This window comes from Enterobacter sp. C3_dUdeg, from assembly GCF_057536195.1.
Genome location: NZ_BAAKFX010000012.1, coordinates 33,278 through 50,854, shown reverse-complemented (window position 1 = coordinate 50,854; position 17,577 = coordinate 33,278). Strand labels below are relative to the sequence as shown.

The window sequence follows — 17,577 nt, the reverse complement described above, 5'->3', positions numbered from 1 at the left end:
TTTCACCGGGCACCTCCTGCGTCATACTGCTCCATATCGGGCGGAATAATTTCCACCTGAAGGCGCTTCCCGCTGGGTGCCGCCGTTACCCGCGCCGGCACCTGGCTTATGCCGAACCGGGCGGTCAGCACCCCGTTCTGGTCGAAGAAAATGCGGCTGTCGAGCTTCTCCGACGTCTGCGGAATGTTGCCCTGAACCAGAATGATGCGGGTGATCAGGGTGTCAGGCTTCTGTCGCTGTACCCACGCGAGCTGCTCCGCATCGTCGCCGTTGATAAACAGCAGGGTTTCGTTAAACGGCACCACATCAAGCGGATTAAAGACCTGCCCGGCCTGAGCAAACACGTTGCCCCTGTCGTCGGCAAGCGCCTTGTCCACCCGCACGCTCGGGTCAAACCAGCGCCGCTCGTAGCGCACCGCGCGGGTTATTCCCTCAACGGCAGGCGGGCGCTGGCTGTTGCGCACCACGCGTGCCTTAAACTCCGCCATCTTTTTGTCCATCTCGCCGGACTGCGCCAGCGTCTGCAGCCGGCTTTCGATAACGGTCAGCATATCCGGCTCCGCCACCGGCCAGAGGTCGCCCCACGTCCCGAGGTCAGCGGCCGTCACGCTGCCGGTCAGCAGCGTCAGGCCCAGGGCAAGGGCGCGCATCACGCCCCCTCCTTCATCCGGCGGGCCACGTCAGACTGGATTTCACGCGTGATATCCGGCGCCCCCTGCACCACGGCAGGTGCGACAAGGATGAGGGCACGATGGCGGATCTGCCAGTCCCGGAGGCTGGCCTCCAGTGACGCGTTAAAGCGGTCTGAGAGTGCTTTTGTCTGCGCCTCGTCCAGCGAACGGCGACCGGCGCTGTCAAAGAAGGCATCCACCGTGGATTTCATGTTGAAGGCCACAACCACAGGACGGTTAAGCTGGCAGACCAGCCAGCTGACGCCTGCGCTCGCAGCCAGCATGCCGGCAATCAGCGCGGCGTTAATGAGTACGTGTTTTTTCATGAGATGGTCTTCCCTTCATGCTCGTGAAGCCAGCGCTCCAGCGCGGCCATTTCCGGCCCGGATTTTTTCCACGCCAGCTCCCAGACGGCTTCGTGAATACTCAGCCCCTCCCGGCGTCGCTGCTGCAGAAACTCAAAGTCCGGACCGTCCGAGGAGTACATTGCCCGGCTGAGCGGATCGACGAACAGGCGGTGCCAGGACGTCAGGTGCTCAACCGACAGCATAAAGCTGCTGAACCAGTTGTCCTTCGCGCTGCCAAAACCCTTAATCATGTCGCGCTGCAGCTGCGAATACTGGTCCGGGTACAGCTGGTTGTACTTGGCGAACTCTTTAGCCGACTGCTTGAGGATAATTTTGTAGGACGAGTTACCCCATGCCGCGCGGGCGGCGCTGGAAGCCGTTTCCGAGTCAAAGTCGACGATGTTCTGCGTAATGGTGATGTACGAACCGGTATGGCGACGGGCGGTACGGTAGCCCTTCTCGATAAACGCCCCGACCTTATTATTTTTGAAGTCCAGCAGGCGCCAGCCTTCGTCTATCACGTTGAGCTTCTTCAGGCTGCGCGGCGTGCGGTACATGCGGTTCTCAATGTAGAGAATGAGCGAGAACATCACCGCCACCAGGAGGGACGGCCTGTCCTCCAGCCCGCCGAGTTCAAGCACCACCATCCGGGCCTCGTCCTTCAGGGACGGCTCGTCGGAGTTGAAGTAGCTGCCGTACACCCCGTCGCGGGTGTACTGGGTCAGCAACACCACCATCTCATCGAGGCGGCTGCGGATGGTCGGCGATCCGCTGTATTCTTCGCTGTCGCGGGCCATCATCAGGTAGTCCACCACGTCGTCAATGCGCGCCTGGTTTTTCTTCGTAAGCCAGGTGGCCTTCACCGCCTTGAGCAGCAGACCTTCGTGCACCTCGTCCAGGTTGCCGTTGGGGCTGGCCATCACGGACAGCTGGTCCCGCAGGCGTTCGGCCATCTCATCGATGGTATCGTCGGTGACGTTAGCGAACGGGTTAAACTTCAGCGTCTCGCCGTCGAGGTAGACACCGCCCATGTTCTCGCACAGGGACTTGTAGCCGTCGCCCATGTCGAACACCACGGCGAAGCCGCCGGAGTCGATGACGCTGCGTATGAGGGGCTGGATAAGCCCGGTTTTCCCCGCGCCGGAGGTGCCGCACACCGCCATATTGAAGTTGGTGTTGCCCATGCCGCGGCTGAACAGGTCGATAAATGCCAGCTGGTTGCGGTAGGTCGGTGCCAGCAGGCCGGAAGTGGCCAGCGGGCTGTCCGCCACCACCGGCATCAGATTGGCGACATTAAAGCTCTCGGCGCGCTGCACCACGCCGGACTCGCGCAGCTGCTTAAAGAGGCCGCCTCCCGCCATAAACGGCAGGTTCACGAGAAAATTGCGCATATGGTTAAAGCGCGGGGAAATCAGCTCGAAGCCATTTTTACGGAAGCTGTTCAGCACGTCCTGCTCGACCTTCAGCGCGGTTTCCTGGTCATCGCGGCAGAAGAGGGTCACGTTCAGAAAATAGCTCACCAGCGAGGACTGCCCGGACGACAGGCGCTGGCGCAGATCGCCCCACTCTTTCGCCTCCTGCGCCACGCCCGGGAAGAACTTGGCGTAGCTGGTCTTGGACTTCTTCTCAAGATCCATGAACTTCAGGTTGGCCTCGTTCTGCGCCTTTACCTGGTCTTCCACGCTGAGAACCAGCGTCAGGATAAACGGGCACGAAACGGACAGTTCCGGGTTGAGAAGGTTGCTGTAGTTGTCGGCCATATTCCAGAGAAAGGCCAGCTCCGGATTTTTGGTCAGCTGAAAATTCATGATGCGCGCGGTGCTGTTGCGACCGTTACCGCGCAGCCCCAGCGTCATGTAGTCGGCCTTCACCTTCAGGTCAAAGGTATCGTCCACGCACTGGTAGTTCAGATCCTTGAGCGGGTCCAGTTCCCGTTCGGTGGGATACAACGCATCCGGGTTGTGGTTAATCATTTCGCCCGCAATGCGGATGAAGGCATCCGCGTCCACGCTGCGGGTGGCTATCTGCGCCCCCTGCAGCGAGGCGCGGATGATTTTGACCTGGTTCTCCATCTCCATTACGCTGGCCTTGCTCCCGCGCTTGCGGGGGACGCAGCAGGAGATGTACACCCGGTAGTTACGCAGGGTCAGCGGCAGGTTGAGGTGATCGGGTAGCGGGAACCCTTCTTCTGCGGCCCTGAGATAGTAGGCGCGGGTGATGGCGTTGAACGTATCGGCCTTTTCCCCCGTCCATGAGAGCTCGCGCAGGCCATACTCGATATCCTGACCCACCAGATGGCTGGACACCAGGTGAACGGCCACCGGCACCTCGCGGGGCAGCTTGGTGCGCATCAGGTTTTCCAGCGACGACACGATAGTTTCGTTGGCGCCGTTGATGGGCTGCGCCTCGAGCATAAAGCCCATCGTCTTCTCGTTCATGAAGAGGCCGGTTTCCGCATCGTAGTCGCGGTACGGCAGCACGCGGCTGAACTGCGGGAAGCGCATCTGCCCGAGGACATCGTTCGCCTCAGAGGACGCATCGGGCATCTTCAGCGCCGTCAGCAGCGAGTTGACCGTGCGGGTGACGGTATCCAGTGGATTACTCACGGTTATCCTCCTTTTTATTGTCGGCCGTTTTTACCGTTTCCGTCGCAGGGGCCGGGCGGCTGGCAGGGATACCGTAGCGAAAACGCGCTGAGCGCATCTGACCGTACAGGCAGAAATACGGACGGCATCCCATAAGCAGCGCCGCCCCTGAAAACACAACGCCCATCACGACCCAAAGCGCTTTCAGGTTTCCACGCCATAACTCATCAACACTGTTTTGTACGAAAGCGGCATAACCTGCAGCATCCGTGGAACGACAACGCTCTCCGTAAAGAGGCCCCCCAGGATTTGGACCACAGTGTCCGGGTATTCTGAATTCCCCGTGACTGACATACCGCGTTGAGGCAGCTATTTCGTCTGCCGCAACCTGACCAGGTGTACTGTTGTCCAGCCAGAAAAGCATGGCAACCAGCAGCATCAGCGTGGCGGCAGGCCAGACAATCAGATAGTGAAAAGCCCAGGCAAGCCATCGAAGGCAATACAGCAGGACGGAAAGAAGCTTAAGCATCATTCCCGTTACCTCCGGGATTCAGCGGAAACCAGACGCTGCAGTTGTCTCTGATAGCCGCCGCCAGCCTCTGCCCTTCCTCTCCGCTATACAGCGCTTTAATCCGGCTGACGTCAGACTTCGCCAGGAAAACCCGGGCCATATGCTGTTTTGTTACGCCCATATCGGAACCTGAGTCATGCTCTGCGGCATTAACACAGATGACGCGCATCCCCTGCGCCTCACAGCAGGCCGCTATATCGTTAAGGTGACGGGTTTTCCCCGGACCACCGTTATCCCTGGTTGTCATGGCGCTCTCCTGAATCGTTGTGTTTTTTCTCAATGCGTTTGCGCCCGCTGTCAGAACGCTGTCCTGACAGAAGCGCCTGTACTATCTGAGCGCAGAAAACCGTCTTACCGCTTCCCGTGCTGCCCGGGACCATAAAATTGCCCTGCCCGGAGATTGCGTTACCCATCGTTCACCTCAGATACTGTTTTTGTCGTATTTCAAAAGCCCGCTGGCATTCCGTACAGGTACGTACGCCCGGGATGGCCTGCTGCCGCCTGAGGGGGATGCGACTGCCACAGCATTCGCACCGGTTGCGGCTTTTTCCCTCCAGGCAGAACCGCTGCCTCGCGGCCTGTATATGAAGCTGGTTCAGCAATTCGTCCTGCTCCTGCAGGAGATCGAGTTCGTCTGCCATCAACGCTCCCTGCTCACACTGTCCGGACACGCTACCGCCCATCCCTTTTCACGTTTCAGGGCACGCGTGATAACGACAGATTGTTAAAATGGGTGCCACACGCGGTGGCGGTTCAGGTTTCAGTTAACGCGCGGGGTTCCCCACGCTGAGGGTTTCACAACAAAAAACACCCGCGTCGGCTGGTGATAAACGTCCTGCGTATCGATATAGGGCGCGATCCACAGCCCGGCCGTCTTTTCACCGACGCGAAGCGGCCTCGGGTCCACGATGGACTCGCGCCCTGGCGGCGGCGCAATAACCGGCGTGACCGTGGAGAGCGGCGCCCGTGAGGCTGAGTGCGGCTGCGGGCGGGGGAGAGTCGGCGTACCCGTCAGCGGCGTATTTCTGGATGCGACGGCATGCACCGGTTCAGCCGGCAGCGTAAGGGGCTGCACGGACCGGGTCCGGAAATCACCCTCAGCCAGGCGTGGCAGCGATGTCGCACCCGGCTTTACCGCGCTGGCCTCCTCCAGTCGTTTAGCTTTCTCATTGGCCTGCTCGATGGTCATGCAGGTATCGGATGTCGTCGCGTTACACTCAAAATCGCTCGTTGTACCGGCACATCCCGACAGCGTCAGGAGACTGGCCAGCGTGAGCGCAACAGGCACTGTCTTGTTCATTTGCGGTTCCTTTACGTGGGGTTACTGTGAGTCGGCCTTCGGCATAAACTGGCTCTGGTTAAGCCTGCCCAGCTGGTTGAGCATCTGGTCGGTACTGAACCCGTTCATGCCGCCCTGCGGGACTGACGGCGGCGGAACAGGACTGCGTTCATCGCTCTCCGCTTTGCGTCTGTCATTATCGAGCGCCAGCTCTTCAATGGTTTTCAGCTGAAAACCGTCCTGAAAGACAACGGTCACTTCGTTACCCGCCCCAATCGGGATGACGGGGTGGTACTGCTCTGCGCGTTTGATGTAGTAGTCGCTGAGGGTCTGGGCGGCTTTGGAGGCGCCTCCGCCAATCCCCATCTTCATCACGTCACCCGCGCCGAGGGATGCCGTGGCGCCGAGTCCGACCGAAGGCTGGGACGCGGTCTGCACCCCCTGACCGATGCCGTCAACAAAACCCGCACCCCATGCCCAGCCGAGGATTTTGCCGTTTCGCATCACCACTTCGCCCTTGATGCCGTTTTTACCCCGGAAGCTCACGTGTCCGGCAATGGGCTGGTCGATGGTGACGCCGTGCTTCAGGCAGCTGATGTTGCGGGTGCGTACGATGGCGCGTTCGCTGGACACGTCGCCCCAGGCCTCAAGCCCAATGAAGCAGCCGGTCAGGTCGTAGCTTTTGCTGTTGGGCATTTCCACCCTGCCCGTAATGCGCAGCTGCATCGGCACCGTGGACTCGTTACCGGTTACGGAGGCGTTGGCATCAGCCCCCTCAATCAGCATCGATTTGGCGAAGCTGCCCGACGGGATGTACGGCAGGGACGGACATTTGCTCTCGTCGCTGCGGGCAAAAGACTGACGGCGCAGCTGGTTGGGCACGGGGATGGGCTGGTACTGTACCTGCGCTGGCGGCGTTACGCCGTTACCCGGATAGAACGCGGTCGGCGGCGGGACGGCCCCCGTCTGCGGCGGGAAACCGGTCGGCTGCGGCTCACCTTCAGGCCCCGGCGCAGGCACTGGCGGCTGCGGGGCCGGCTCACCCGATGCGGTGACGGGTTTCGCCCCCAGCGCGCTGACCTGAGCGGAAAGCGCCGCATTATCCTGACTGAGTTTGTCAATCTGGTGCTGATAGCCTGCCTGCCCCTTGCTGAGCAGCTCAAGCTCGCGGCGCATTTCGGCATACTGCTTCTGCATCTCGGAGGCCGTAGCCTGCATCTCGGTCGTGGCATGCTGCTGCACCTTCTGGTCAAAGGTGCTGTCCACCACGCCGGTCATATCGGGCGCAGGCTCGCCGGCGGCTGCCGCATCGCTGCTGCCCTCGTAGCGTGCATCCGCCAGATACCAGCCGCCGCCGCCCACCACGCCCACGGTCGCCAGCACGATACCCAGCCAGATAAACTGCTTGCGCTTCACAACTGAATTAATGCTGGCCATCAGCCGCACCTCCGCTGCTGATAATGAAGACCTGCAGGGCGCCGCCCGCCATCAGCTGACGCGAGGCTTCACCAAACAGCACGCCGCGAATGCCGCTCTGCCAGAAGTCGCTTTCCGCGATGTTGCGGGCCATCCCGGTATTGTTGGTGACGCGATAGCGCACCACCTTAAGGTGATTACCCACCCAGACGCGCTCGGGGACTGCTGATAGTCCGGCGGGCGCGTTGAGGGCTTCATGCGTAACGGGGATAGCCTGCCAGCCGGACGGAAGCTGCCCGCCCAGCAGATGCTGGCTCAGGGAAACCAGCGTGGCCTCGTAGGGGGAAGACTCTTCCCAGGTGCGCGCCGCTTCTCCCGTGCCGGACAGCTCGCTGACAAGCCGGATGGTTCGCCCTGCGCCCGCTCGCGGCACGGCCTGTACCGAGAAGTTGAGGCCGCGTTCGGTTTCCAGAATGAACGTGAAGGGCTTTTTGTTGAGGGTGCTGACAATCACACCGCCGCTTGCCGTCTGTTCCTGACGTGTCAGCTCACCGTCGAGGCTGGTCAGGGCCGTCACGCGGTCACCTGCGACCGTAAAAAGGTTCGGGTCGGTATTGCTGACCGCGATGCTGGCCTGTCCGCCGTTCGTCAACGGGACAATCGTGGCAGAAAGCGCAGCGGGTGCGGCGACCGTCTGACCGGACGCGAGCATCAGCAACGCCAGCAGCGCACGGCGACTATTTTTGTTCATCGGTGATTTCTCCGAAGTGACTGAGCCAGCTGATGCCGTCCTCACGCTCGAACTTGAGAACGTACTGTTTCAGCTCGGGATACGGTTTCGAGTCGCCTATCCAGGTCTTCAGCTGGCCCCGCACGTCCACGCGGCTGCTTGCCGGGTAAACCTTCACGCTGGTCATATAAAAAGACGAGTTAACGTTGTTGTCCTTAATGCGCTTCGCATCCTCAGCAAGCCGGATTTTCAGCTCGTTCTGCGCCGCAGGTTTGACATAGGCCAGCAGCTGCTCATGAGAGGCATCAACGGTCTCCGGGGTGACATTCAGGCGAAGGGCGATAAGCGACAGGGCCATCTGCTGCAGGTAGGAGGCATCCGCCTGGTTCTGCGACACGGCAAACGGCGCGTTGAAAAGCATTGGCGTGACGATAGACTTCTGCTCATTCTGAAGGCGGTAGTTGTTGACGGCCTGAATAACATTGGTGGTGATACTTCCCAGAATAACCACCCCCATGGCAATAAAGCCGATGGCAATAACCCGCTGTGTACTTAATCGTGCTCCGTGTTCCATCTGATTATTCCTGTCTATTTAATCCACTGGCGGTAGCATGAGTCGGGTACATCATGAAAAATCCCCCTCAGAAGTGAGGTCGGCATATACCAGTAGACCAGGTCCCGCAGCCATGAACTGCCCCGCCCTTTCTTGAGCTTTTTAATTCCGAGATAGGCCAGTACGGCAGCGATAATTCCGGGAATATAATGCTGGGTCCAGAATCCCCACCCCAGGCAGACAATGGCCGGAATAAGCTCATCTACAGGGAGGCCAAACCAGCGGCTCTGATTCGTCAGGGTTTCGGGAAAGCGATATTTTTTGAGAGATTCATCTGCCATATATGTTCCGTCTCCGGTACAGCTGGCAGTATGGAAATACCTGCCAGCCGGATTACAGGCAAAGCCCTCCCGTGAATGCTCGTGAAGGGCATTCAGAATTAAACCGGAATTTAATAGTCGGAAGTGGCTCTGAACGGCTGCCGCTGGATATCAGTATCCTGCGACAGACATACCTACCGTGACGAATACGGACAGGATCGCAAAGCCCGCCAGGAACTTGAGGTTCTTGGTCGTCATATACATCACGGCCCCTACCAGGACTTCGGCAAGAATAACCCACTTAACCACGCTGGAATCTTTACCAAATGTACCCTTAACGGTTGCATCGCCGCTGGACATCAGATCTTTACCCGCAGTCGAGGCCAGAACCGTTTCAGGGAAAAACGCAGCAAGGGCTGCGACAGGCAGGGCAAACTTCAGCGCTTTGAGTAACGCGACTTTGCTGAATTTTTTCTTTGCAGGGGTCGCGGGTACAGCGTTAATAACAGACACATCAGTCATATTCATTAATCCTTTAATTACACCGGATAGATTTGTTGAAATAAAAATCCTAAAAAACTAGTTTTGTGACTTGGGTTCAAGATTGTTTGGGATCACCTCCGCCATTTCAGAGTTATAGAAATCAGGGAATTTTTCCAGGTGGTCACGTAACCGAATCAGCGCTTCAGCTGATTTAGAACGACCACTTCTGTCCTTCGCCTTCAAAATAAGAAGATCGGTTTGTGGGTCAAGGTAGATCGACATAGTTACCGTTGGGCCACGAAGCCTGTGACGTCTAATCATGTTTTCCCTCTCAACATATTCCTGCGTCAGGATAGTGACACGTGAAATACAATTTATTCAATACCGAGTTTTCTACACTATTTTATTAACAAAGATTTAACATTAAGTACCTTGAGTACTACTGACGTCATTCTTATATAAACACCATTCTTCAGACAAAAGAATCTGAAGTCATCATAATCAGGGAAATGCTTTCTAATTTCTTTTTTAACACTAGCAAGCCTATTAGTAATCGCAGATTCAGAAACTCCAAGGCACCTCGACATAGTATGAAGCTGAAATCCGAGAACAGAAAAACATAAAGTAATCATTTTTTTCGTTGTCATTTCAGAAAGAAAAATGTCCACATCAAAGCTGTCATTCAGTACCTTAGTGTTTACCTTGAATAATGCCTGGTAATCTGGAAAATAATTTATAAGCCATATAGCATAAAGATCCCCATCAATTAAACGTATTTCGACTCTCAATTGATAAAACTCACCGTTAAAGTTAAAGGTACGACATAGTGCTGTTTCAGGTCCCATAACAAATGCCTCTAATTCAATAGATGATAGTTCGAGTTCAACCTCGTCAGAATCGAAGCTTATACCTGAAAATGATTTCGAAAGTGGATGAAAGAGGTCGGAAAAAGCATCATTTTTATAAATTACTTTTCTGGATTGATCGCGAATACAAAAAGGTAGTGATGAGGAATTATAAAGGCCATTAAAATGACTTAGAACATCATCTAATGATTGACTTGATTGGGAGAGATCTCTAGGATCGCGCGGGTGCATTGAAGCCTCCTCTGAAGGTTTCTGTGTATAGTCGGTACACTCGGGGTAGTAGCCCGGTGTACCGGCGACCCACCAAATTGAATGGCGGGCATCAAATTTTACTTATGTCTGCATAAAATATATCAATTACTGACGACAAAGTCACTCAAAAACAGCAGATCTAAATCCTATTTATCAAACATTTTCAGCTAATTATCTTGAGACTCTTCCTCCTGTGGGAAGAATTTTTCAACAATCTGTTGCACATCTTCACGTATACACGTAACCATATCCCTGAAATCAAATTTTTCATTTCCTGCGAGATGTGGACTCAGCGACTCCATCGCCAGCAGCTTGCTGACAATAAATTGAGTTTTCATTACATTTTCAAGGATAGTTTTATTATAGAGCGCCTGATTAAAGGAAGACTCTTTTCTTTCCATTTGCGCTTCATAGACCCTAAGACCAAGTTCGACCAGCATTGATGCAATGCTTGAAAAACTTACATCTTTATCTCTCGCTCCTTCAGCGCGACGTTTTTCAGCGATTACTCTTATTTTCTCTGACACTTCATCGCTTACATAGACCTGAACTCTGGCCATAATTTTCTCCTTATTTATATTTCCAAAACTTCTGTACAACAGAATATTTTGAAAAGCTAAAAATGCACGACTCGGCACAGACACTCTGCCAGAAAACAGACGGCTTGCATGCCGACACACACTGTAAAAATTCACGACTCGAATATAGACCCCCCGTAGTCATAACTCAATGGATTTATTAAAAATAGTCACAAATGACTCTGAGCAGAGTTTTTACCGAGTCGAATAAAACTCACTACCGAGTCGTTTACACACATTAAAATAAATTATTTCACATTACTTTTTCTCTAACAGCATGATTTAAAGAGCCAATCAGCAAAATTTTAATTTTGCGTGGGGTGTGGTGCTTTTGGTGGTGAGGAGTGCATATTAGTTGAGTCTGGGCATGGGATGGGTTAACGTATTTCCGGCATGGCGCCCGGAGGGAAGAAATGAAACGGATTGCTCTTACGTTTTTAACGTTGGCTTTTTCTGGAATGTTGAACGCTGCTGATTGTTTTGATCTTGCAGGAAGGGATTATCATATAGATCCAGATCTGCTTCGGGCAATCTCCTGGAATGAATCGAACTTCCGCACAGACGTAAAAGGCTACAATCCTGTTTCGGGTTTTGGCTCCGGACTTATGCAGGTGGACTCCCAGCACTTTAACGAACTGGCTCGTTATGGAATAAAACCGGAGCACCTTATTTCCGATCCGTGTATGAATATCTACACCGGGGCTTACTATCTTGCAATTGCATTCAAAAAGTGGGGAGTCAGCTGGCAGGCCGTGGGCGCTTATAATGCAGGTTTCAGGAAAACAGAAGAACAGGCGCAGAGAAGATATGTCTATGCCAGAAAAATTGAGGCAACATATCGGGCGATAAAGAATAATAAAAATGCAGCGCAGACTCTTGCAAAACAGTAAAAAGACCTCAACAGGAGGTCTTTTTATTCATCCAGTATTTATGTCTTCAATCAATAGCCCGATAAATTAAATCTGCTTCAGGGTGTTTTATGATACTGATGTAGTCTTTCAGTGCATCCTGACGAGCGACGAGGTGTTTACAGACTTTCGAATATTCAGGCCCCATATCTGCAACCTGCCAGGACAACCAGTTCATGATCATCAGTGTAGCAATAATTCCGGCAGCATCGGCACTGACCTCTGCTTTAAAGTAATTACCGGGAATAACCATGTTATAGCGCTGTTCTCCTTCCGGTGCGATATATCCTGTTTGCGCGGTTGTGAATCTGACACAGTTCGGAGCCACGTTTCCTCCGGTGCCCTGCGGAATAATCCAGTAACGCCAGAAACCACCATCATAATCTGAATGCTGACGTAACCAGCTGGCAATCATGTTATCAGCAGAAGGCGTAAAAAAGAGCGCAGGAATAAAATCCAGACGTTCATCACCATCTGTAACAGAGTAGCGCTGGCGTTTATCAACTTTAAATTGTTCGGCTGATTCACGAGTGGTGGTTTTGACGTTTAATGTGTGCATTCTGGTTTTCTCCTCATTGGGTTATTACATCGTTCGACTTCATCACTGAGCGGCGAAGGGCAATGAGCAGCTGACAGTAAGGAAATAAAGGGGCGCGCAGCGTTTATATACCCCTTTATTTCCTTACTGGCTGATGCTAAAAGCAGCCCTCCGCGAACTGATGAAATCGGGCGATAGTCACACCAGGAGAATGCACACATCCCGTAACGGAAAATCGGCGTAAGACGAATTACCGTTACGGGCTTCAGAGTGGAGGTAATTTATTACCGCCACGGTGAAAGCGGCGCATCCATTCTGGATGCAGCAAGCGTGAATTTGAATTTGCGTCAGGATGGACGCCCGAAGGGCGGAGACGGTTTACCGGCTCCGTTCACGACAGCCGTGTCCCTTCAGGGACGACGCCCGGAAAAGAATGGATAATATCCATATCAGCGGCAGAATAATAAAGACCATCGCCAGCAGGAGAATGAAGAATAGTAATCAGCTAACCAAAAGACAGGAACTTCAGACAACCTCGCGCCGGAATAAGCAGGCAGCGCGTCAGCGCAGCCTGCTTATTCTGCGCCGCAGGCGCGCGGCCTTTGATGCCACCAAAGGCAGGGTATACCCCTGCCCTTCAGGCTGGCTATGCGGCTTTATTCATGCCGCGCATAAATTCTCGCATGGCACTCACCCGGCGCTGGTCTTCCAGGCGCTTACCAAAGTTGTTGATGTAGTACACAGGCGTATACCGCACCCTGTTTAACTGCATCGTCAGCGTATTGCCCGTGACCACCTCGGCAGGAATACCCAGCAGGGAAAGCTGAATAAACGCCATATCGGCCGCAACAGGATCAATATCGATGCAGCTTCCGAACATATGTTCAGACGGGTTATAGCCCGCCTCCAGCAGATATTCCGCATACGCCACAATCATTCCCGCCGCACCGCTTGCCGGATCGCTGACGGTAACGAATCCCTCACGGCGTATCGTTTCGTCGACGTCCGGCATCAGCAGCCTCGCCAGCAGTGACTGGACGTGATACGGCGTGAAATACTGTCCGTTGCGGTCGTCGCCAAGCTCAAGCTCCATGAAGATCGCGCCGAGGAAGTCGTGGAATTTGGCCTCCAGTGCGCAGACCATCAGGCAGAAGAGCGTATGCAGGTTGCTGATATCGCTCTCGCTGTACTTCGCGCAGATTTCACGGCTGTGCTCAATATTCTCCGGCGTTCTTATCCGCGCCATATCCAGCTCGCTGGCGGCCAGCGTGATAAAGTCGCTGAACACCTCCCAGCGGCGCAGGCTGCGGGCGGTATCCCTGAACACGCTGATAAACTGGCGGCGGGCCTGGTCGATTGTCATCATCCGGTGCGGTATCGGCTGCGCATTCACGGCGGGCAATACGGGTTTAGTGGGTGTTACTGGTGCGGCTTCTCTCGCCTGATCAAAGAAGCTGGCAAAACTGAGTTGAGACATATTTCCTCCTTAAATGCCGCCCCGTAAGGAGCGGCTCAGTTATCAGTTAAATGCCCGCTTCAGTTCAAGCGTGCGTAACACCTGCCCCCACTCACTCCCGCGCATGGCAGGAATACGAACGGCGCGCCCCTTCTTCCGGCAGTGCGCTATGTGACGGCCCAGCGCCCGCATTTCGGCGCTGATGTCGTCACGGTCGATATCACTGCGTTTAATACGCACCTGTTTTTTTACGGGTGCGTTTTCCGCCTCAAGCATCTGGACATACAGGGCGGTCGGTGTAACAATCGAAACTTCACTGAATTGCATTGGTTTGTTCCTTTTGGTGAAGGCCGGATTAATCGTTCCTAGGCGTCTAATCCGGCGGGTTAAGGCAGGCGAAAGCCTGCTTTTCTCATTTCTGGCGCTGCACTCCCTCCTTAACGCGTGCCAGAATCTCCGCGTGGTCAAGGTTGCTGTAGTCGCGCATCCGGTAATAACGGATACCGATCCGCGCGTAGATTTCGGTCACGTTGCCGCAGACTATTTCCGCCAGCATGAAGGTTTCACACTCGCCGTCTTCACTGCTGCGCCAGTTCATCGGGTACATCAGCCCCAGCGCATCATGGAAGGCGTGAACGTCGATTTCGACGGGCGCGGTCAGATATGACTTTTCGCGGCTCAGCCAGTACGCGCGTTCGGCCTCACTGGTCGCGTAAATACCTGCTTCGGCGCAGGATTCGGTCAGATTTAAGTGCATGGTTTATCTCCTTCTGGTTAATGGCGTTGATATTTCGCCGTGGTGGTTATTCGTCGAACGTGATGCCGGAAAAATGCGCCATCAGGTGCAGCATGTCGGCAATCTCGTCGACTTTCTGCTGAATGGCTGGCGTGGCTTTCAGGATGCGCGTGACAGCGGTTCTGAGTTCGCCCATATAGCGGTTTGCAGACTCGCCCAGCGCCGTTTTGTCCGTATTGCTCTGGTACTTCATGAGGGCTTTACTGACGAGGGTTTGCAGGGTATCAAGCTCGCTGAGCGCGCTTTTCTCCCATGCGTTGAAGCTGAATGTGCTGTTCATGTTGCTGATGCTCATGATGTTTCTCCGTTGTGACTGGCGGCATCCCCTGCCGCCGTGGCTGACATTTAAGGGGGCTTACTCGCTGAGCATGGCGCATTCAAAGGCCATACAGTCTTTCAGGCTCTTGTCTGCATACGCCCATGCCGCCCGCCCTGTTTCTCCGTATAACCGCACCGCCTGAGCCTTAGCCTGTAGCCACGGCTGGACAATGTGGAATGAGAGAAGCGGCTTGCGGGTGTGCCAGTCCATCACGCCCTCGTTCCAGACGTTTTTACTCATGGCGCACAGGATTTTGCAGACTTCTTCCGCCTCGTCGTCCTCTGACAGTTGCAGGTTCCAGACCTGACACAGCTCCAGCAGGAATGACTTTTGCTCTGCGATAACGCAAGCCAGACGCGCTTCTGGGTCTGAACCCCATCTTTCGGAAGATTCTTTGGTGGCGGTTTTGACGTTGACGTTCTGTGTGTTCATCCTGCTTTTCCTCCTGTCTGGTGGTTAATCCATCTCTCGGTGAGTTCCCTGGCGGCAAAGGGCAAAGGAGCAACGGCGGGGCGGCAGGAGAAGGGCGGAGACAAAAGTTTTTGCGATCCTTCGCAAAAAGTTTTGGCGGAGTGCATTTCACCCTTCGGATGACGACACGGCGGTGCTACGACCAGCCCTCCGCCCGGGGACTTAACGGGAGAGGGCTCGCCAGAGGTACGGGGAGAGGATGAACACACCCGACACGGCGGAACGACGGGGCGTCAGAGGACTGTCGGCAGTTTTACCGCCGACAGGGTGAAGCGGCGCGTCCGTTTACGGACGCAGCAAGCGCAGGGGTTGACGTTGCGTCAGGATGGATGCCCGGAGGGCGGAGACGGTTTACCGGCTCCGTTCACGACAGCCGTGTCCCGTCAGGGACGACGCCCGGATATTGCCGTAACGGTGATGCCAGCCAGTTCATTAGCCAGCCCCGCCAGCGTGTACCGTTTTTTATCCAGCACATCAGCCCGCAGCAGCAGGCTGTTTATCAGAAAGGTATCCAGTACCGGCATTCTGAGCAGACATTTAATCAGCTGTCCGCTGGCTGACTGAAGCAACAGCATCCAGTGGTCACAGACTTCGCCGGGGCTGCTCAGCATGAACCAGTGTCTGCCATGCGGTGGAACATACCGCAGGCTAACGGGCCATACGCCACCGTATTCAGTGTGATTCTCGGGTGAAACCACCCAGCCCTCCGGCAAAACCAACTCCCGCAGCACGGCCTGCGTCAGCACCTTACGAGAAGACCAGCCATCAGAGCGAAACTGCTCATAATCCTCCGGCGTCATGGCAACCAGCGCCGATAATGTCAGTCCTTTATTCAGAATCAGCCTCCTTTTATGGCTGCAGACCACGACTGCTCTCCGGCTCCTGCAGCCCTGAAGATTTCCAGGGGATAATAACAAAACTCACCGGTGAGACTTCCCTCGATAATAGTCCGGTCGCGCCGCAAGTTCCCGCCCGATGAGTTCATAAGCAAACAGCGGCGCAATTCTGTTAACACGACGCGCCAGATTCCGTCGGCGGGTGGCCGCCTTACGCTCGTCGGTCCAGCGTCTGATCTGTCTGTCACACAGAAAATCAACGCAGACAGCATATCCGGCTCCGGCCACCCAAAGTGACATCACGGACTCAGGGGCGGGCTTCCCTGCCTCCACCACTTCTGACGCCAGTTCAGGTTCACCGGGACAGGGATCGGGACGCTTCCAGCGCAGCGAGTAACGCCACTTCATACCTGACTCCGCGCGGTCAGCTTGTTGGGGACCATCCAGCGCTCCAGCTGCCTGACAGACTCAGTGCTTTCCCGCGCCAGCGCATCCGTTTCAGCCATCACCGTCCAGAAAGGCTGGCTCTCCGTCATCCAGCGCTCCACTGGCGCCAGTGACGGGAAACGCTCGCTCCAGCGCCAGAACATCTCCTCCAGGTCGTACTGGCGCAGTTCAGTCCCCGACCAGCGAGCGCTCCAGCTGCTGACCGTTTCCGGCGTATGGAATGCCAGCTCAATCTCCGCCTGCCCCGCCAGCGCCTGGTACGCCCGCTCACGCTGACACTGTTCCTTACGGCGCTGGCGGGTGTATTTTTCATCCCGCAGGGCGTCCTGACAGCGAACCCGCTCGGTCTGCTGAAAGGCCACCTCCGGAAAGAGGCGCTGACCCGCACCGACAGGAAGCGGCAGCCAGCAACGCGTCCCGCGACTTTCAATCAGCGCATCGATGGCAATGAGCCAGCTGTCCCTGCTGCCCCGCAGCTCCCGCGCCGTCAGCACCGGCGCAAAATAATGGATTTCCCTGATGGTGATGCGCGTGCTGCCCGTGAGCCGGCGAAAAAAGGCGCTGGCATATGGGTACGCCGCAGACAGCGAGCCGCGAGACCGCCTGCGCTCAACCTCGGCGATGGCTTCCATCGCGGCGCGTCGCTCAGGACTGAAGGGAACCAGAGAGAGATGTGAAGGGATCATACCGCGCCCTCCGCTGCCAGAATGCTGATGATGCTGGCCTGACTGTATCCGTCCGCATCGAGACGCGCGGTCAGGCTGACGGTGTGGCTGACAAGCTCAGGCTGGTAGCCGCTCAGGGTACGAATAACGGAGAACGGGCGACCGCTGGCGGGAACGAACACCACCATCCACGCCGGACTGATGGCACCCGGACTGCACACGGCAATATGGTAGTTGCCGTGCGAGGGTGTAAAGCGCACCTGCACGGGGAAGAAGCCGCCGAACTCGCTGCGGTACTCGCCGTTTATGTCCCAGTTTTCAGGGCAGGACAGGTCACGCATGACGGCGTGGGTCAGTTCGCGGCGAAAGTCCTCGCCGCTGTCCCGCCAGTCCTCAAACTCATCACAGGACATCGTTTTCAGTACATCGGGGGTCAGAATAGTGCGCATGGGTATCTCCTTATTGCCGCCCCACAGGGCGGCTCTCCGTT

At 55.6% G+C, this 17,577-nt stretch carries 26 protein-coding genes; 1 reads left to right on the top strand and 25 read right to left on the bottom strand.

Going from position 1 to position 17,577, the window contains the following annotated elements; translation table 11 throughout:
* Positions 1-2 precede the first annotated feature (2 nt).
* The 15 genes from traW to traM all read right to left on the bottom strand — a co-directional run bounded on the left by traW (position 3) and on the right by traM (position 10,633).
* Positions 3-650 carry a type-F conjugative transfer system protein TraW gene (gene traW / locus AC27FC_RS19830; protein WP_060446831.1) on the bottom strand — a complete coding sequence of 216 codons (648 nt, stop codon included), beginning with the start codon at positions 648-650 and terminating at the stop codon, positions 3-5.
* On the bottom strand, positions 650-997 hold the full coding sequence (gene trbI, locus AC27FC_RS19825) for a type-F conjugative transfer system protein TrbI (RefSeq protein WP_060446830.1): 348 nt from the start codon (positions 995-997) through the stop codon (positions 650-652). Before trbI ends, traW begins: the two co-directional genes overlap by 1 nt.
* Complete coding sequence (gene traC / locus AC27FC_RS19820; RefSeq protein WP_320735075.1) at positions 994-3,624, bottom strand: type IV secretion system protein TraC; 2,631 nt, start codon at positions 3,622-3,624, stop codon at positions 994-996. The genes trbI and traC overlap by 4 nt, the downstream gene beginning before the upstream one ends.
* Positions 3,617-4,135 (bottom strand): conjugal transfer protein TraP, encoded by a 519-nt coding sequence (locus tag AC27FC_RS19815; protein WP_487160299.1) that lies wholly within the window; start codon positions 4,133-4,135, stop codon positions 3,617-3,619. Before AC27FC_RS19815 ends, traC begins: the two co-directional genes overlap by 8 nt.
* Positions 4,125-4,421, bottom strand: coding sequence for a hypothetical protein (locus AC27FC_RS19810; protein WP_487160298.1), 297 nt, complete (start codon positions 4,419-4,421; stop codon positions 4,125-4,127). The genes AC27FC_RS19815 and AC27FC_RS19810 overlap by 11 nt, the downstream gene beginning before the upstream one ends.
* A 169-nt stretch (positions 4,422-4,590) precedes the next feature.
* Positions 4,591-4,815, bottom strand: coding sequence for a TraR/DksA C4-type zinc finger protein (locus AC27FC_RS19805; protein WP_487160297.1), 225 nt, complete (start codon positions 4,813-4,815; stop codon positions 4,591-4,593).
* 119 nt (positions 4,816-4,934) lie between these two features.
* Positions 4,935-5,474, bottom strand: coding sequence for a type IV conjugative transfer system lipoprotein TraV (gene traV / locus AC27FC_RS19800; protein ID WP_487160296.1), 540 nt, complete (start codon positions 5,472-5,474; stop codon positions 4,935-4,937).
* A 21-nt stretch (positions 5,475-5,495) separates the two neighbouring features.
* Complete coding sequence (gene traB, locus AC27FC_RS19795; protein ID WP_487160295.1) at positions 5,496-6,890, bottom strand: F-type conjugal transfer pilus assembly protein TraB; 1,395 nt, start codon at positions 6,888-6,890, stop codon at positions 5,496-5,498.
* Positions 6,877-7,620: a type-F conjugative transfer system secretin TraK gene (gene traK, locus AC27FC_RS19790; RefSeq protein WP_008324157.1), complete on the bottom strand. Its 744-nt coding sequence runs from the start codon at positions 7,618-7,620 to the stop codon at positions 6,877-6,879. Before traK ends, traB begins: the two co-directional genes overlap by 14 nt.
* Positions 7,607-8,173 (bottom strand): type IV conjugative transfer system protein TraE, encoded by a 567-nt coding sequence (gene traE / locus AC27FC_RS19785; protein WP_025759824.1) that lies wholly within the window; start codon positions 8,171-8,173, stop codon positions 7,607-7,609. The genes traK and traE overlap by 14 nt, the downstream gene beginning before the upstream one ends.
* A 14-nt stretch (positions 8,174-8,187) precedes the next feature.
* Positions 8,188-8,493: a type IV conjugative transfer system protein TraL gene (gene traL, locus AC27FC_RS19780; protein ID WP_008324160.1), complete on the bottom strand. Its 306-nt coding sequence runs from the start codon at positions 8,491-8,493 to the stop codon at positions 8,188-8,190.
* Between the two features lie 150 nt (positions 8,494-8,643).
* Complete coding sequence (gene traA / locus AC27FC_RS19775; RefSeq protein WP_058610053.1) at positions 8,644-8,994, bottom strand: type IV conjugative transfer system pilin TraA; 351 nt, start codon at positions 8,992-8,994, stop codon at positions 8,644-8,646.
* A 57-nt stretch (positions 8,995-9,051) separates the two neighbouring features.
* Entirely contained in the window at positions 9,052-9,276 is a 225-nt protein-coding gene (locus AC27FC_RS19770) for a TraY domain-containing protein (protein ID WP_008324165.1), read from the bottom strand.
* Between the two features lie 77 nt (positions 9,277-9,353).
* Positions 9,354-10,052, bottom strand: coding sequence for a PAS fold family protein (locus tag AC27FC_RS19765; protein ID WP_261905591.1), 699 nt, complete (start codon positions 10,050-10,052; stop codon positions 9,354-9,356).
* Positions 10,053-10,240: 188 nt separating this feature from the next.
* Entirely contained in the window at positions 10,241-10,633 is a 393-nt protein-coding gene (traM, locus tag AC27FC_RS19760) for a conjugal transfer relaxosome DNA-binding protein TraM (protein WP_008324167.1), read from the bottom strand.
* Positions 10,634-11,064: 431 nt separating this feature from the next.
* On the opposite strand from traM, the gene AC27FC_RS19755 reads away from it, so the two are divergent.
* Entirely contained in the window at positions 11,065-11,541 is a 477-nt protein-coding gene (locus AC27FC_RS19755) for a transglycosylase SLT domain-containing protein (RefSeq protein WP_045911933.1), read from the top strand.
* Positions 11,542-11,587: 46 nt separating this feature from the next.
* On the opposite strand, the gene AC27FC_RS19750 is transcribed toward AC27FC_RS19755, so the two are convergent.
* From AC27FC_RS19750 to psiB (AC27FC_RS19705), 10 genes are all read right to left on the bottom strand, one after another.
* Positions 11,588-12,118 (bottom strand): antirestriction protein, encoded by a 531-nt coding sequence (locus AC27FC_RS19750; protein WP_487160294.1) that lies wholly within the window; start codon positions 12,116-12,118, stop codon positions 11,588-11,590.
* A gap of 625 nt (positions 12,119-12,743) precedes the next feature.
* Positions 12,744-13,574: an N-6 DNA methylase gene (locus tag AC27FC_RS19745; protein ID WP_487160293.1), complete on the bottom strand. Its 831-nt coding sequence runs from the start codon at positions 13,572-13,574 to the stop codon at positions 12,744-12,746.
* A gap of 42 nt (positions 13,575-13,616) precedes the next feature.
* Positions 13,617-13,880 (bottom strand): hypothetical protein, encoded by a 264-nt coding sequence (locus AC27FC_RS19740; protein WP_008324174.1) that lies wholly within the window; start codon positions 13,878-13,880, stop codon positions 13,617-13,619.
* A gap of 85 nt (positions 13,881-13,965) precedes the next feature.
* Complete coding sequence (locus AC27FC_RS19735) at positions 13,966-14,310, bottom strand: hypothetical protein (protein ID WP_487160292.1); 345 nt, start codon at positions 14,308-14,310, stop codon at positions 13,966-13,968.
* A gap of 46 nt (positions 14,311-14,356) precedes the next feature.
* A complete protein-coding gene (locus tag AC27FC_RS19730) occupies positions 14,357-14,644 on the bottom strand; it encodes a hypothetical protein (RefSeq protein ID WP_487160291.1) in 288 nt (95 codons plus the stop codon).
* A 60-nt stretch (positions 14,645-14,704) separates the two neighbouring features.
* Complete coding sequence (locus tag AC27FC_RS19725) at positions 14,705-15,100, bottom strand: ammonia monooxygenase (RefSeq protein WP_487160290.1); 396 nt, start codon at positions 15,098-15,100, stop codon at positions 14,705-14,707.
* 422 nt (positions 15,101-15,522) lie between these two features.
* Entirely contained in the window at positions 15,523-16,005 is a 483-nt protein-coding gene (gene psiB, locus AC27FC_RS19720; RefSeq protein ID WP_487160289.1) for a conjugation system SOS inhibitor PsiB, read from the bottom strand.
* Positions 16,006-16,059: 54 nt separating this feature from the next.
* The gene (locus AC27FC_RS19715) at positions 16,060-16,383 is read right to left on the bottom strand and encodes a theronine dehydrogenase (RefSeq protein WP_487160288.1); all 324 of its coding nucleotides are present in this window, start codon (positions 16,381-16,383) and stop codon (positions 16,060-16,062) included.
* Positions 16,380-17,108: a plasmid SOS inhibition protein A gene (locus tag AC27FC_RS19710; protein WP_487160287.1), complete on the bottom strand. Its 729-nt coding sequence runs from the start codon at positions 17,106-17,108 to the stop codon at positions 16,380-16,382. The genes AC27FC_RS19715 and AC27FC_RS19710 overlap by 4 nt, the downstream gene beginning before the upstream one ends.
* Entirely contained in the window at positions 17,105-17,536 is a 432-nt protein-coding gene (psiB, locus tag AC27FC_RS19705; protein ID WP_280030470.1) for a conjugation system SOS inhibitor PsiB, read from the bottom strand. The genes AC27FC_RS19710 and psiB (AC27FC_RS19705) overlap by 4 nt, the downstream gene beginning before the upstream one ends.
* Positions 17,537-17,577: the final 41 nt, after the last annotated feature.

Coding starts and splice junctions, on each gene's coding strand:
- AC27FC_RS19765 (WP_261905591.1), bottom strand. CDS start 10,052: ATGCACCCGCGCGATCCTAGAGATCTCTCCCAATCAAGTCAATCATTA.
- AC27FC_RS19710 (WP_487160287.1), bottom strand. CDS start 17,108: ATGATCCCTTCACATCTCTCTCTGGTTCCCTTCAGTCCTGAGCGACGC.
- AC27FC_RS19810 (WP_487160298.1), bottom strand. CDS start 4,421: ATGACAACCAGGGATAACGGTGGTCCGGGGAAAACCCGTCACCTTAAC.
- traV (WP_487160296.1), bottom strand. CDS start 5,474: ATGAACAAGACAGTGCCTGTTGCGCTCACGCTGGCCAGTCTCCTGACG.
- AC27FC_RS19750 (WP_487160294.1), bottom strand. CDS start 12,118: ATGCACACATTAAACGTCAAAACCACCACTCGTGAATCAGCCGAACAA.
- traA (WP_058610053.1), bottom strand. CDS start 8,994: ATGACTGATGTGTCTGTTATTAACGCTGTACCCGCGACCCCTGCAAAG.
- traW (WP_060446831.1), bottom strand. CDS start 650: ATGCGCGCCCTTGCCCTGGGCCTGACGCTGCTGACCGGCAGCGTGACG.
- psiB (WP_280030470.1), bottom strand. CDS start 17,536: ATGCGCACTATTCTGACCCCCGATGTACTGAAAACGATGTCCTGTGAT.
- traM (WP_008324167.1), bottom strand. CDS start 10,633: ATGGCCAGAGTTCAGGTCTATGTAAGCGATGAAGTGTCAGAGAAAATA.
- AC27FC_RS19815 (WP_487160299.1), bottom strand. CDS start 4,135: ATGATGCTTAAGCTTCTTTCCGTCCTGCTGTATTGCCTTCGATGGCTT.
- AC27FC_RS19755 (WP_045911933.1), top strand. CDS start 11,065: ATGAAACGGATTGCTCTTACGTTTTTAACGTTGGCTTTTTCTGGAATG.
- traB (WP_487160295.1), bottom strand. CDS start 6,890: ATGGCCAGCATTAATTCAGTTGTGAAGCGCAAGCAGTTTATCTGGCTG.
- trbI (WP_060446830.1), bottom strand. CDS start 997: ATGAAAAAACACGTACTCATTAACGCCGCGCTGATTGCCGGCATGCTG.
- AC27FC_RS19725 (WP_487160290.1), bottom strand. CDS start 15,100: ATGAACACACAGAACGTCAACGTCAAAACCGCCACCAAAGAATCTTCC.
- AC27FC_RS19715 (WP_487160288.1), bottom strand. CDS start 16,383: ATGAAGTGGCGTTACTCGCTGCGCTGGAAGCGTCCCGATCCCTGTCCC.
- AC27FC_RS19735 (WP_487160292.1), bottom strand. CDS start 14,310: ATGCACTTAAATCTGACCGAATCCTGCGCCGAAGCAGGTATTTACGCG.
- AC27FC_RS19745 (WP_487160293.1), bottom strand. CDS start 13,574: ATGTCTCAACTCAGTTTTGCCAGCTTCTTTGATCAGGCGAGAGAAGCC.
- AC27FC_RS19740 (WP_008324174.1), bottom strand. CDS start 13,880: ATGCAATTCAGTGAAGTTTCGATTGTTACACCGACCGCCCTGTATGTC.
- AC27FC_RS19770 (WP_008324165.1), bottom strand. CDS start 9,276: ATGATTAGACGTCACAGGCTTCGTGGCCCAACGGTAACTATGTCGATC.
- AC27FC_RS19730 (WP_487160291.1), bottom strand. CDS start 14,644: ATGAGCATCAGCAACATGAACAGCACATTCAGCTTCAACGCATGGGAG.
- traE (WP_025759824.1), bottom strand. CDS start 8,173: ATGGAACACGGAGCACGATTAAGTACACAGCGGGTTATTGCCATCGGC.
- traL (WP_008324160.1), bottom strand. CDS start 8,493: ATGGCAGATGAATCTCTCAAAAAATATCGCTTTCCCGAAACCCTGACG.
- AC27FC_RS19805 (WP_487160297.1), bottom strand. CDS start 4,815: ATGGCAGACGAACTCGATCTCCTGCAGGAGCAGGACGAATTGCTGAAC.
- traK (WP_008324157.1), bottom strand. CDS start 7,620: ATGAACAAAAATAGTCGCCGTGCGCTGCTGGCGTTGCTGATGCTCGCG.